This is a genomic window from Lacibacter sp. H375, from assembly GCF_037892425.1.
Lineage (GTDB): Bacteria > Bacteroidota > Bacteroidia > Chitinophagales > Chitinophagaceae > Lacibacter.
Window position 1 is genome coordinate 2,065,143 of the sequence record NZ_JBBKTT010000001.1, and the last position, 13,314, is coordinate 2,078,456.

10 protein-coding genes are annotated in these 13,314 nt (G+C 41.2%); 9 read left to right on the plus strand and 1 reads right to left on the minus strand.

The features are described from left to right. Positions 1-69: 69 nt before the first annotated feature. The 4 genes from WG954_RS09055 to WG954_RS09070 all read left to right on the plus strand — a co-directional run bounded on the left by WG954_RS09055 (position 70) and on the right by WG954_RS09070 (position 6,911). The gene (locus WG954_RS09055; RefSeq protein WP_340435696.1) at positions 70-3,681 is read left to right on the plus strand and encodes a DUF7948 domain-containing protein; all 3,612 of its coding nucleotides are present in this window, start codon (positions 70-72) and stop codon (positions 3,679-3,681) included. An 86-nt stretch (positions 3,682-3,767) separates the two neighbouring features. Next, positions 3,768-4,796, plus strand: a complete 1,029-nt coding sequence (locus WG954_RS09060) for a PorP/SprF family type IX secretion system membrane protein (protein WP_340435698.1) — start codon at positions 3,768-3,770, stop codon at positions 4,794-4,796. Positions 4,797-4,886: 90 nt separating this feature from the next. Continuing rightward, complete coding sequence (locus WG954_RS09065) at positions 4,887-6,308, plus strand: FAD-binding oxidoreductase (protein ID WP_340435700.1); 1,422 nt, start codon at positions 4,887-4,889, stop codon at positions 6,306-6,308. A 12-nt stretch (positions 6,309-6,320) separates the two neighbouring features. Further along, positions 6,321-6,911, plus strand: coding sequence for a hypothetical protein (locus tag WG954_RS09070; protein ID WP_340435701.1), 591 nt, complete (start codon positions 6,321-6,323; stop codon positions 6,909-6,911). Here the strand turns inward: WG954_RS09070 and WG954_RS09075 are convergent. Further along, positions 6,895-7,437 carry an LOG family protein gene (locus WG954_RS09075; protein ID WP_340435703.1) on the minus strand — a complete coding sequence of 181 codons (543 nt, stop codon included), beginning with the start codon at positions 7,435-7,437 and terminating at the stop codon, positions 6,895-6,897. The two genes, WG954_RS09070 and WG954_RS09075, sit on opposite strands and share 17 nt — an antisense overlap. A gap of 80 nt (positions 7,438-7,517) precedes the next feature. Here WG954_RS09075 and WG954_RS09080 point away from each other — a divergent pair, with 80 nt between their 5' ends. The 5 genes from WG954_RS09080 to WG954_RS09100 all read left to right on the plus strand — a co-directional run bounded on the left by WG954_RS09080 (position 7,518) and on the right by WG954_RS09100 (position 13,254). Beyond that, positions 7,518-9,062, plus strand: coding sequence for a sodium:solute symporter (locus WG954_RS09080; protein ID WP_340435704.1), 1,545 nt, complete (start codon positions 7,518-7,520; stop codon positions 9,060-9,062). 100 nt (positions 9,063-9,162) lie between these two features. Further along, positions 9,163-9,801: an O-methyltransferase gene (locus tag WG954_RS09085; RefSeq protein WP_340435705.1), complete on the plus strand. Its 639-nt coding sequence runs from the start codon at positions 9,163-9,165 to the stop codon at positions 9,799-9,801. An 8-nt stretch (positions 9,802-9,809) separates the two neighbouring features. Beyond that, positions 9,810-10,880 (plus strand): glucosaminidase domain-containing protein, encoded by a 1,071-nt coding sequence (locus WG954_RS09090; RefSeq protein ID WP_340435706.1) that lies wholly within the window; start codon positions 9,810-9,812, stop codon positions 10,878-10,880. A gap of 5 nt (positions 10,881-10,885) precedes the next feature. Beyond that, positions 10,886-11,431 (plus strand): hypoxanthine phosphoribosyltransferase, encoded by a 546-nt coding sequence (gene hpt, locus WG954_RS09095; protein WP_340435707.1) that lies wholly within the window; start codon positions 10,886-10,888, stop codon positions 11,429-11,431. Between the two features lie 38 nt (positions 11,432-11,469). Continuing rightward, a complete protein-coding gene (locus WG954_RS09100) occupies positions 11,470-13,254 on the plus strand; it encodes a vWA domain-containing protein (RefSeq protein ID WP_340435708.1) in 1,785 nt (594 codons plus the stop codon). Positions 13,255-13,314 lie beyond the last annotated feature (60 nt).

Below are 13,314 nucleotides of genomic sequence, written 5' to 3' on the forward strand. Positions count from 1 at the left end.
AAATAAGCGATAGTTATTTCCGTTTTAAAGTTTTAAATTCAAAGTCCCGTAGCATAAGAAAATATTTACATGAAAGTACTCCGACTCCTCATTGCACCTTGCCTCTTTTTGGCTGCACCTCTGCTCAGCTTTTCACAACTTTATTTTGTTGAAAACAAAGGTCAGTGGGATCAACAGGTGCATTTTAAAACAGAGGCGGGTAACAGTGCTTTCTTTCTCACCAAAGATGGTTACAGCATCCTGATCAATCACCCGGATGATTATCAGCGTTTGGCTGAATTCAATCATGGTCACGGGTTCGATTCATTAGTGAAATACAATGCGAGAGCTACAGCGCCTGAAAAAATGCGTGCACATGCGTTTCGGGTAAAATTCCTGGGTGGAAATTTCAATTCAAAGCCCATCATGGAAAAACCCTTGCCCGGAGTGGAGAACTATTTTATTGGAAACGATCCTTCAAAATGGGCAAGTGATTGTAAACTATACCAGGCAATAACTTATAAGAATGTTTATCCAAATATTGATGTACGTTATTATGTGCAGGATGATCAATTAAAATATGATGTAGTTGTTTATCCGGGAGCTGATGTTTCGAAGATACAGATGCGTTATGAAGGTGCAGATAAGCTGAGCATTCGTGATAACGAATTAGTGGTAGGAACTTCGGTTGGTGAAGCACGTGAGTTGAAGCCTTACACTTATCAATTTGTAAATGGCAAACGTGAAGTGGTTGGTAACAAATACAAAATAACAGGTAATACAGTAAGTTTTGATGTAAAGGCCTATAACAAATCAACTACGTTAATTATTGATCCTTCGCTGGTGTTCTCTTCTTTCAGCAGAAGTACGGCTGACAACTGGGGCTTCACAGCAACGCCGGGAGCTGATGGTAGTTTTTTTGGTGGAGGTATTGCGCAACCATCAGGATTTCCTACAACACCAGGAGCTATACAAGGAACTGGCGGTGGTCCCTCAAGTGGCGGTTCGCCTCCTGATATCGCTATCATCAAATTATCGCCTGATGGAAGAAACAGGATCTATGCAACTTACCTCGGAGGTAATGGCTTAGATCAACCCCATAGTCTAATTGCCGATGCTGCAGGCAATCTTGTAATAGCAGGTCGTACAAATTCAGGCGCAAACTTCCCCGGAACACTGGTGGGTGGAGGAGGCGGTTACGACATTTTCGTTACAAAGATCAACGCAACCGGAACGGCGATCATTGGTTCATTACGTATTGGAGGTAGTGGTGATGATGGTGTAAATATCACAGCAACACGTGGTGGTGCTAATTCACTTCAACGTTTTTATGGTGATGATGGAAGAAGCGAAGTAATACTTGATCCGGGTGGAAATATATTGCTTGCTTCGTCTACAAGATCAACAAATTTCCCAACTCAAAATGGTTTTCAAACAGGTTTGCGTGGAAACCAGGACGCTGTAGTATTAAAATTAAATTCTAATGCCACGGGAGTTATTTGGAGTACCGTGATGGGTGGTGATGCTGATGATGCAGGGTTTGTATTGTCAGTAAATCCTTTAAGCCCGTCGAATATTTATGTTGGTGGGGGCACCAGCAGTAACGCCAATTTTTCAGGTATTGGTGGTGGTGCTGTGCAAGGAACTTACAACGGAGGTCTCACAGATGGCTATGTAGCACAATTGCAGGATAATGGAGGAAGCGTAGGCATTACTCGTGCTACTTATCTCGGCACAAATAATATCGATATTGTTTATGGTGTTCAATTTGATGCTAAAGGATTTCCTTATGTAATGGGTATTACAACAGGCAATTGGCCTGTGATAAATGCTGCTTACTCGGTCGGCAATTCCAGGCAGTTCATAGCAAAACTGCAACCTAATCTTAATGCATTTGTTTATTCAACCACATTTGGTACAAGTGGTGCAATCAATCCTAATATTTCACCGGTAGCCTTTCTTGTTGATAATTGTGAGAATGTGTATGTGTCCGGCTGGGGTGGTGGTGCAAACAGTTTTGGTGGCACAACGGGTTATCCAACATCGGGCACAACTGGTTTGCCGGTAACTGCCGATGCGTTTCAACGAAATACTGATGGAAGTGATTTTTACTTTTTTGTTTTGCAAAAAAATGCTGCCTCTCAGTTATACGGAAGTTTCTTTGGCCAACTCGGTGGCGGCGGAGGATTGGAACACGTAGATGGCGGTACCAGCCGGTTCGATGCCAATGGTGTTATTTACCAGGCTATGTGTGCCAATTGTAAGAATGTTCAGTCAGGCGTTCCACTCACGGCACCCTTCCCAATTACTGCCGGTGTTTATGGAAACACAAATCCTGCCGGTGGCAGCGGTTGTAATCTTGGCATGGTGAAAATCAGGTTTGATCTGTCCGGTATCGATGTAGCGCTAAGAGCTGTTGGTGCAAAGCAATTAAATTTCTGTTTACCTGCTACCATCCAGTTTACAGATACCATTCGTGAAGCAAAGCAATATATCTGGATATGGGGTGACGGTACACCGAATGATACAACAACTATAAATCCTTTTACACATACATACACAAGCACCGGATTTTTTGATGTGAAAGTAATTGGTATCGACAGCAACTCCTGTAACGTCAAGGATTCGGCCAACATGCGTATACGTGTTACAACCGATTCTGTTGATGTTGATTTTAGTTTTGCAAGGCAGAATTGTAACAGTCTTACATTCCAGTTTACTAATACAAGTAATATACGAACAGCTACTACACCGTTTGGCCCGAGGTCATTTATGTGGGTTTGGGGTGATGGGTCGAAGAATGATACCATACCCGGATTCTCTCCGCCGGTATCACATACATTCCCAGGTATTGGTTCTTATGATGTTCGTTTGGTATTAATCGATTCAAATTATTGTAACCTGGGTGATGCCGATAGTATTGTGAACTTCCAGGTAATTGATAATATACGGGCAGGATTTAGCATCAGTTCTGTTTGTGTACCTGATACGATCAATGTGATTGATACGTCTTTGGGCGCATTAACTTATCTCTGGGTAAGCAGCGATGGTCAGCAGTCAACTGATCCTCTACCGGCATTCGTTTACAACACACCCGGTACTTACAGCATTACACAATACATCTATAATCCAAACAGCTGTAATCTGGTAGACTCAACAACAAGAAGTTTCCTTGCCGTTGGTCCGCCAACAGCAGGATTTATCTTTAATCCGAACCCATCACAGGAAAATACACCGACCCGGTTTACAAGCACGGCATCGGATGATGTGGTGTCGTGGCTATGGGATTTTGGTGATGGCAGCACTTCCACACAACGTGATCCGATTTATCAATACACTACTCCCGGTATTAATACGGTTTGTCAAACGGTAACAAATGCTGCGGGTTGTGTTGACTCTGTATGTATTCCGGTTGAATCAATCATCAATGTAGTAAATGATCTGCCATCAGCCTTTACACCAAATGGTGATGGTGTGAATGATATCTTTTTTGTTCGTGGATTCGGTATCACTAAAATGACTTTGCGAGTGTATAACCGCCAGGGATTGATGGTATTTGAAAGCCGCACCCAAAATATTGGATGGGATGGCACTTACAAAGGAACGCCACAACCAATGGACGCATATGCATGGACATTGGAAGTAGAATATTTCACCGGCGAAAAATTCCGAAAGAAAGGTGATGTAACACTCATCAGGTAGCGAGTATAAAAAAACCTGCAGTACCCTATATCCAGATTTGACAGAACCAGAACCATCAGCTTGTGTAAACGTTTAAAAGAAGAGCTATGAACTGTAACCGTATCGTTGGGGCTGTACTGATATTGCTGTTGTTGCAAACAAATGTAACAGCACAGGATCTGCATTTCTCTCAATTCATGAACTCGCCGCTTACAACTAATCCGGCGAACACGGGATTTATTCCAGAAGCTGATTACCGTATAGGTGGCAACTTCCGCAGTCAGTGGACATCTGTTCCTGTGCCTTACAAAACCGCTAGTGTTTGGGGCGATGTACAGGTGTTTCGTAACAGTATTGAAAATGGTTGGGTAGGTGTTGGTGGATTATTATTGACTGATGTTGCCGGTCGTGGCAACCTGCGTTCCAATAAAGTATACGGATCAGTTGCTTATCACCAGATGATCGGTTTAAGCAGTTTGCTGAGTGCCGGTTTTAATGCCGGTTATGCAAGCAAACGTATTGATATAACCAAGTTCACGTTCGATAATCAATGGAACGGAAAATTTTTTGATGCAGGAGCGCCTAATGGCGAAGCATTATTGACCAATGCCAACACTGCATATTTTGATCTACAGGTGGGAATGAACTATGCTTACTTTCCAACAGAGAATACTTATATCAATGCAGGTGTGTCAGTGCATCACATCAATAAGCCAAAAGAAACTTTCTTCAGTAACGGCACCAATGAAGTGCCCCGCCGTTATATTGGTTTTCTCAATGGAAGCTTTAAGGTAAATGATGATTGGATCGTTAACCCCAATGCTTATTTCTCATCACAAGCTGGTGCGAATGAAACGGTATTTGGCGGCAACCTCGCATACAACGTAATGGGTGATGGTAGCGTGGTGGTGTTTGGTGGTGCATATTATCGCTGGGCCGATGCAGCGGTTGCAATGGTGGGCCTTGAATGGAAAGATATCAGGTTCACATTTACATACGATGCTACTACCAGTAACCTTGGTCGTTTCAATAGTGCGAATGGAGCATATGAATTCTCACTGATTAAAAACGGTTACTATAACGAATACTTTGGTGATAAGAGTCAAAGGAGACAGAGTTTGTGTCCGAGATTTTAAATCTGATTTGAATGATTGCAAGAACAATTACTTGCTGATTAGATTTTGCTGCCTGCCCTTCCTTTCCGAATTTCGCCCAAAATTCAGCACATGATCTCTGTTGAGAATTACGCAAAAGTGGATATGGAAATTGTTCAGCAATTGAAGGCCATTGTAGGTGAACAATATGTTTTTGTTGATGAGGAATCGCTTAGCAATTATGCGCATGATGAAACAGAGAATCTTCATTTTCCTCCCGAAGTTGTGGTGAAGCCACGTACAACAGAAGAGATCAGCCAGATCATGAAGCTTTGTAATGAAGCAATTATTCCGGTTACTCCACGTGGGGCGGGCACCGGGTTGGCAGGTGCTGCATTGGCAGACAAAGGAGGTGTGTTACTTTCGACCGAGCGCTTGAATTCCATTTTAAAAATAGATGAACGTAATCACCAGGTTATTACTGAACCGGGTGTTATTACCGAAGTGCTGATGGATGAAGTAAAGAAAGTAGGGTTATTTTATCCACCTGATCCCAGTAGCAGAGGGAGTTGTTTTATTGGTGGAAATATTTCTGCAAACAGTGGAGGTCCAAAAGCAGTGAAGTATGGCGTGGTGAGAGATTATGTGTTGAACCTTGAAGTGGTGTTACCAAGCGGCGAAATAATATGGACAGGCGCAAACGTGTTGAAAAATTCTACCGGCTATAATCTTACACATTTAATTGTTGGCAGCGAAGGAACGCTGGGTATAGTAACCAAAATTGTTTTGCGTTTAATTCCATTGCCTAAATATGATCTGCTCATGCTTGTGCCTTTCAAAAATTTAGAGCAGGCAGGTGAGGCAGTAAGTGAAATTTTCCGTGCGGGCTTTGTACCAAGTGGATTGGAGTTAGTAGAGATCGATGCATTACGGATTGTAAGCACTATGGTTGAGAGTTCTGCCGTTCCTCTTACAGAAGATACAGAAGCACATCTTATAATTGAAGTGGATGGAAACGATGTGGATGTGCTGATGAAAGAGATGGAAGCAATTAGCGAACTCTTAACGAAATATGATATTGGTGAATTGTACTTTGCAGATGATGCACAGCAGAAAGCCGAATTGTGGAAACTGCGACGTAGAGTTGCAGAAGCAGTGAAGCTGGTTGGTTATACTATCGAAGAAGATACTGTTGTGCCAAGAGCAGAATTACCGGCGTTGATCCGTGGTGTAAAAGCGTTAGGAAAACAGTATGATTTTAATGTGGTGTGCTATGGTCATGCAGGCGATGGTAATTTGCACATTCGTATTCATAAAGAAGGAACGCCAAACAGCTATGGAGATGCAGAAATGAACAAATGCCTGCGTGCTATGTTTGAATTAGTTTATAAATTAGGCGGAACCATCAGTGGTGAACATGGAGTTGGGTTGATACAAAAGGGATACATGAATATTGTGATGAAAGAAGCCAACCTTCGCCTCATGCGTGATATAAAAAGAGCATTCGATCCTAACAATATATTGAACCCCGGTAAAATTTTCGATCTGCAATAAAACCTTTTATACATGAAAAAATCACTCTTCCTTTCTTTGATGTTGATGACTTCAGGTCTTTTGTTTGCACAGAATACTGAAGAGGATGAAAAAGAAAAAGGTTTCAAACGTGATCAGTTATTTATTGGCACAGGTGTTAACCTAGGTTTCTTCAACGGATTTATCCTTGGCTTAAACCCTGAAATTGGTTACAGCTTAAATCGCTTCGTTGATGTGGGAATAGGAACTAATGTAAACCTCATCACACAAAACGACCCCAATTCTCCAACAACATACCGGCAATGGACATTTGGTGGTGGACCATTTGTACGTGTATGGCCAGTGAATATGCTGTTTATTGGCGGACAATTTGAATACAATAGTATTGCATACAGTGTCAAGTCAGGGGGAGATATTGTGTACAAGGAAAATCGCAATGCGCCAAGTATATTAGTTGGTGCGGGATATGGAAACCGCACCATTGGTGGCAACCAATTCTACACAAGTATTATGGTAGATGTGCTGCGCAATCCTAATTCACCTTACATTGATAGCTATAGAAGGCTACAACCGGTATTCCGCACAACATTCCTGTTTTATTTTAAACCTAAGCGGGAACGGTAGAAAAAATTTCAGCGGGTTCGTTTACAATTACAATACGTTCTTCAGGCAGCTCATAAAGAAAATCTTCATGGAACATCTGGCGCATATGCTCAATTAAGTGAGTGTAAAAGCCATTGCTGTTAACAATGAATATTTTTTTGTTGTGGATCTTCAATGTGTTCCAGGTGAGCATTTCAAATAATTCATCCAACGTACCATAACCACCTGCGAGTACTACCGCTGCATCACACAATTCATACATCATCTTTTTCCGCACATGCATATCTGTAACCACATGCAACTCTGTAATGCCTTTGTGTTGTGCTTCCCATTCTAATAATACTTCCGGAATTACACCTACTACACTTCCATGTGCGTCCATTACTGAATCTGCAACAGCGCCCATGATACCTTTGCCACCACCACCGTACACAAGCTTGATGTTTTTCTCTGCCATCAACCGGCCCAGTTCTTTTGCATGCGTAATGTAGAGAGGATCGGCTCCTGATTTTGAGCCACAAAAAACTGCAAGTGAAGTGAATTGCATGTGATGAAAATATGCTGCAAAATAGGCAAACTGTTTGACCGTTGGATTAATTCTTTATCTTCATTTTTAAACAAGTCCTTATGTCACCAGTCTTGCTGTTCTCCTTCGTTTTTGGTTATTTTTTATTGCTGTTGGTAGTGGCATGGTACACTTCCAAAAACTCAAATAACGATTCATTTTTTATTGGTAACCGCAGCAGTAACTGGATGTTGGTGGCATTTGGTATGATCGGTACTTCGCTGAGCGGCGTTACGTTTGTGAGTGTGCCCGGAACAGTTGGTGCAGCGGGTTTTGCGTATTTCCAGGTGGTAATCGGTTATTTTCTTGGTTACCTCGTGATAGCTTATGTGTTGCTGCCGCTTTATTATAAAATGAATCTCACTTCTATTTATAATTATCTCGAACATCGGTTTGGTACAACGAGTTATAAAACAGGTGCTTCATATTTTATTTTGTCACGAACATTGGGTGCTACAGCAAGAATGTATTTGGTTGTGAATATTCTGCAGATATTTATTCTGGATGCAATGGGGGTTCCGTTCTGGTTAACTGCATTGGTGATACTGATTCTGATTTTACTCTACACCTTTGAGGGTGGTGTAAAAACAATAGTGTATACCGATACGTTACAAACAAGTTGTATGTTGATCGGTTTGGTTGTATGCATCATTGCTATTATGAATAAAATGGATTTCAGTTTTTCACAAACTATGGGACAGTTGAGTGAAAAAGGAATGTTGAAGATTTTTAATACAGATGTAAAAGCATCGGGCTTTTTTGTGAAGCAGATATTGGGTGGTGCATTTATCACAATTGCAATGACCGGTCTTGACCAGGAAATGATGCAAAAAAATATAAGTGTCCGCACACTTAAAGATTCGCAAAAAAATGTAATGACGCTCAGCTTTGTGCTGTTGTTTGTAAACTTCCTTTTCCTGCTCATGGGAGGATTGTTATATCTCTATGCCGGGGCGAATGGATTAGAAGTAAAAGGCGATGACCTGTTTCCTGCTATTGCGTTAGGAAATTATCTGTCCGTGGCTATCGGCGTTATTTTTATTATCGGATTAATCTCGGCTTTGTTTCCCAGTGCCGACGGGGCATTAACGGCACTTACTTCATCATTTTGCATCGATATATTAGGATTAAAACGCCGTGATGATCTGGATGAAAAAGGTAAACGGAAAACACGCTTAACGGTTCATCTTACGTTCACTGTCATCTTCTTTTTATGCGTAATGTTATTCAAATGGATCGATGATAAATCGATTATTGATGTAATTCTGAAAGTAGCGGGTTACACATATGGACCGTTGCTGGGTTTGTTTGCATTTGGTATTTTAACCAAGCGGCAAATCAACGACAAGAAAAGCCTGCTTGTTTGTATTGCCGCACCACTGTTGGTAATAGGCGTTGACTTGATCAATAATGCGGAATGGTTCGTAAACAAACTGCAAATGACAGGCGATACCGGAACTGCACTCAAAAATTTTTCTCAGTCAATGTTTGGAGGGTTTAAAATCGGTATAGAACTGCTCATCATCAATGGGCTTTTTACCTTTATCGGGCTTTGGATGATTTCAAATAAACAAGACAATCAACAGGCAACAGCCAATAGGCAATAAGCAGTTTTCAAGGAGCAACAGGCAAGTAGATTGCTTATTAAAGCTTTGCCAATTGCCCATTTTCCAGCTATCTGTTTTATCTTTGCCGAAACGTTTTTACTTGGAGTTGATCAACCCGAAGGCCGAACTATATGCAGCACAGTTTTCTTCAGCAGAAGATACACTGTTGAAATTGATCTCAGCCGAAACGGAAAAATCACACGCACAGCCCCACATGATGAGTGGGCATCTCCAGGGACAGTTCCTTGAAATCATCAGCAAACTTGTTCAGCCAAAACGTATTTTAGAGATCGGTACCATGATCGGTTACAGCACAATTTGTCTTGCAAAAGGACTTGCTGCCGGCGGAGTGCTACACACGATCGAGATGCGGGAACAGGATGCAGCCCTGGCCAAAAATAATTTTATCAGGGCAGGATTGAACGATCGTATTCAATTGCATGTGGGTAATGCACTCGATATCATTCCTCAACTGCAGGAAGAGTGGGATCTTGTATTTATTGATGCCGATAAACCCGGCTATGAAAAATACTATCAGCTGCTAAAACCACGTTTAAGGAGCGGCGCCCTCATTTTGGCCGATAATGTGCTCTTTCATGGCGATGTGCTGGACGAGGAGATCAAAGGAAAGAACGGGAAAGCCATTCATGCATTTAATGAAATGGTGAGTGCTGATGATGAGGTTGAAAAAGTAATGTTAACTCTGAGAGATGGATTGTTTCTCATTCGTAAAAAATAAAATATACTATGCAAAGACTGGTTTATTTATTCATTGCTCTTTTGTCTGTAACAGCGTTAAATGCGCAGACTATTTCCATTGAAGAGTATGTAAATACCTTCAAAGAAATTGCCATCAAGGAAATGATACGCACTGGTGTACCTGCTTCTATTACACTGGCACAAGGCATTGTGGAAACTGAAAGTGGAAACAGTAAACTGGTAAAAAAATCAAACAATCATTTTGGTATTAAGTGTAAAGAAACATGGACAGGTCCATCGGTAAGTCATGATGATGATGCGCCGGGTGAATGTTTCCGCAAGTATGAAAATGCAGAACAATCCTATGTTGATCATTCTGATTTTCTACGTACACGCAAGCACTATAATTTTCTCTTTGGTCTCGATCCTGCTGATTACAAAGCATGGGCACATGGTTTGAAAAAAGCCGGCTATGCTACTAATCCTGCTTACCCAAATATGCTCATTAAATACATTGAAAAATATAATCTTAATGATTATTCATTGATCGCTCTTGGCAGGAAAAAAGCTGGTGAACCGATTTATGCAAAGGCAGATCAATCGACAGTGAAAGAGAATGTTGTTAATACTGTTGTTCAACAACCTATTAGTGCTCCTCAGCAAGCATCTGATGATGTAAAAGAGACAATCAAAAGACCTGTTGTGAATTATCCGGCTGGAGAATTCAAGATCAATGAAACGAAAGTGGTTTATGCAACAAAAGGAACATCCTTTCTTGCAATCGCTAAACAACACAATGTGCCTTTGAAATGGTTATTTGATTTTAATGATCTGAAAGAAGCAGAGGTTCTTGAAAGAGATCAGCTTATTTATCTGCAACGTAAACGTCGTATAGGGGCTAATCCATTCCATGTGGTGGCAGCCGGCGAAACGTTATATGATGTTGCACAGGCACAGGGTATTCGTTTAGATGCATTGATGGAATTGAACCAAATCCCTTCTAACAAACAGCCGGTGCCCGGTCAGCAATTGTATTTGCAATCACCTGCACCAACAGCGCCAAAACTTCTTACAGTTGTAAATACGAAGGAAGGATCGGAACTCATCATTACTAAATAAACTGCATGTCAACCATCAAAGTCCACGATAAATATTTTACTCCTTACATGACAGAGGCAACAGTGCTTGCCCGTATTGCTGAAATAGGAAAGGACATTGATCGTGATTATACAGGTAAGAAGCCGCTTTTTATTGCTATTCTGAATGGCTCATTCATGTTTGCTTCCGATCTTTTTAAATGTGTGACTATTGATGCAGAGATCTGTTTCATCAAACTTGCTTCGTACAAAGGAACAAAGTCTACGGGACAGGTGATCACAGCAATTGGTCTTGATACTGATATTGTCGATCGTCATGTGATCATCGTGGAAGACATTATTGATACCGGCAAAACCATGAATGAGTTTTTGCCTCAGTTGCATAATCAGCAACCTGCTTCATTAAAAATTGCGGCTTTGTTGCATAAACCCGAAGCAACAAAGTATCCTATCACCATTGATTATTTGGGCTTTTCAGTTCCCAATAAATTCTTGCTTGGTTACGGTTTGGATTATGACGGCCTTGGCCGTAACTTGAAAGAGATATACCAGCTGACCGAAAACCCCTCCTGATTTACCATTTACTAACCCGGTGAAGCAGGAATTGAACTATGAACCTAAGGTGCATTGCTTTGGTATGCTTGCTTCTCATCGCCGCAAAAGCGGATGCACAATTTTATTTTCGAGGTGAAGTGAAAGATGCTGGTGGTAATGGATTAGCATTGGTGCAGATACGCCTTCACTCTTCCAATTCATTTTATTCTTCAGGATCAACCGGCGCCTTTGGTATCCCATCTTCAAAAACAAAAGATACCGTCAGTTTTTTTCTGCATGGTTATGAAGAGAAAACAGTTGTGCTCAATAGCAATGAATTCAATACTGTTTTGTTGAAGCCCAGTGCGGCAATCAGTAATCCCAAGCGGAAACTATTATCTGTTACAAGAGACAAGAAAGAAGATACAAAGGAACATTATTTTGCTTCGGGTGAAACCTATTCATCACAAGTTGAAAACAGTTTTAACCAGGCTGCAGAGTATGCTTCAGTTGGTTTTGCTATGAATGTCGACAAAGCATCGTACAGCAATATCCGTCGTTTCATCAATATGAATTCTCGTGTGCCGACCGATGCAGTGCGTATTGAAGAGATGTTGAATTATTTTCCGCAACCATATAAAGAACCGCAGCCGGGCAAAGATTTTCATGTACAATCACAGCTTACTGATTGCCCGTGGAATCCGTCAAACCGATTATTGTTTTTACAACTGCAGGCAAGAAAGATCAACTACGATTCATTACCTCCCAGCAATTTTGTTTTCCTGATCGATGTGAGTGGTTCGATGGATCTGCCTAATCGTTTGCCATTATTGAAAACGGCGTTTCGTATGATGGTGCAGAACCTGCGGAGTATTGATACGTTGTCGATCATGCTGTATGGTGGCACAGTTGGAATTGTATTGCAGCCAACAGGTGGTAATGAAAAAGATAAGATCATGTCGGTGATTGATTCGCTGGCTGCCGGTGGTGATACTCCTGGTGAGTCAGCCATCAGGCAAGCATATCGTTTGGCGCAAAGCCAGTTCATACAAGGTGGTAACAACCGTGTGATCCTTGCAACTGATGGTGATTTTAATGTAGGTGAATCAAGTGAAGAAGCATTGATGCAACTCATCACACAAAAACAACAGACAGGTATTTATTTAACTTGTCTTGGTGTTGGTATGGGTAACTATAAAGATTCAAAGCTTGAAGCATTGGCAAAGAAGGGCAATGGAAATTTTGCTTACCTCGATAATGTGATGGAAGCAGAGAAAGTATTGGTGAAAGAATTAATGCAGACTTTGTATGTGGTGGTGGATGATGCTTATCTCAACACGGTGTTTCAATCATCGCAGGTAAAACGCTATCGTTTGATCGGGTTCGATAACCGCAAAGATGTGCTCGCCGACAGCAACAGTATTCTTGAAGGGGGTGAAATTGGAACCGGACATACAGTAACAGCTGTGTTTGAAGTGGAACTCAACGAACGATACAATACCGAGGCACCGGTTGCTGAAGCAGAGTTGAGTTATCAATCGGTTGAAACAAAAAGCAGGGTAGAAGAAAAATTTCAACTTCCGTTTAATTATCAATCATTGTATCTTGTTGATAGTAGTTATCGTTTTGCAGCAGCGGTTGCTATGTTTGGTTTGCTGCTGAAACAATCGCCATATATAAAAAATCAAAATTGGGATGCATTGGTCAACTTACTAACTACTTGTGTAAATCCAAGCGATTATTGGCAAAACGAAATGCTGATGCTCGTGAGGAAAGCAAAAGAATTGTATAAGCCGGTAAAAGAAAGGAAACGCTGGTTCAGGAAGAAAGAGAGAAAGAAAGATGAGATCATTTTATTTTAACGTCATGCGAATAAATAAAAAAGAGGGCAGTGATATCTGCCCTCTTTTTATTTGTATCAA

Coding starts and splice junctions, on each gene's coding strand:
- WG954_RS09075 (WP_340435703.1), bottom strand. CDS start 7,437: ATGCAATTCACTTCACTTGCAGTTTTTTGTGGCTCAAAATCAGGAGCC.
- WG954_RS09100 (WP_340435708.1), top strand. CDS start 11,470: ATGAACCTAAGGTGCATTGCTTTGGTATGCTTGCTTCTCATCGCCGCA.
- WG954_RS09065 (WP_340435700.1), top strand. CDS start 4,887: ATGATCTCTGTTGAGAATTACGCAAAAGTGGATATGGAAATTGTTCAG.
- WG954_RS09070 (WP_340435701.1), top strand. CDS start 6,321: ATGAAAAAATCACTCTTCCTTTCTTTGATGTTGATGACTTCAGGTCTT.
- WG954_RS09060 (WP_340435698.1), top strand. CDS start 3,768: ATGAACTGTAACCGTATCGTTGGGGCTGTACTGATATTGCTGTTGTTG.
- WG954_RS09055 (WP_340435696.1), top strand. CDS start 70: ATGAAAGTACTCCGACTCCTCATTGCACCTTGCCTCTTTTTGGCTGCA.
- WG954_RS09080 (WP_340435704.1), top strand. CDS start 7,518: ATGTCACCAGTCTTGCTGTTCTCCTTCGTTTTTGGTTATTTTTTATTG.
- hpt (WP_340435707.1), top strand. CDS start 10,886: ATGTCAACCATCAAAGTCCACGATAAATATTTTACTCCTTACATGACA.
- WG954_RS09090 (WP_340435706.1), top strand. CDS start 9,810: ATGCAAAGACTGGTTTATTTATTCATTGCTCTTTTGTCTGTAACAGCG.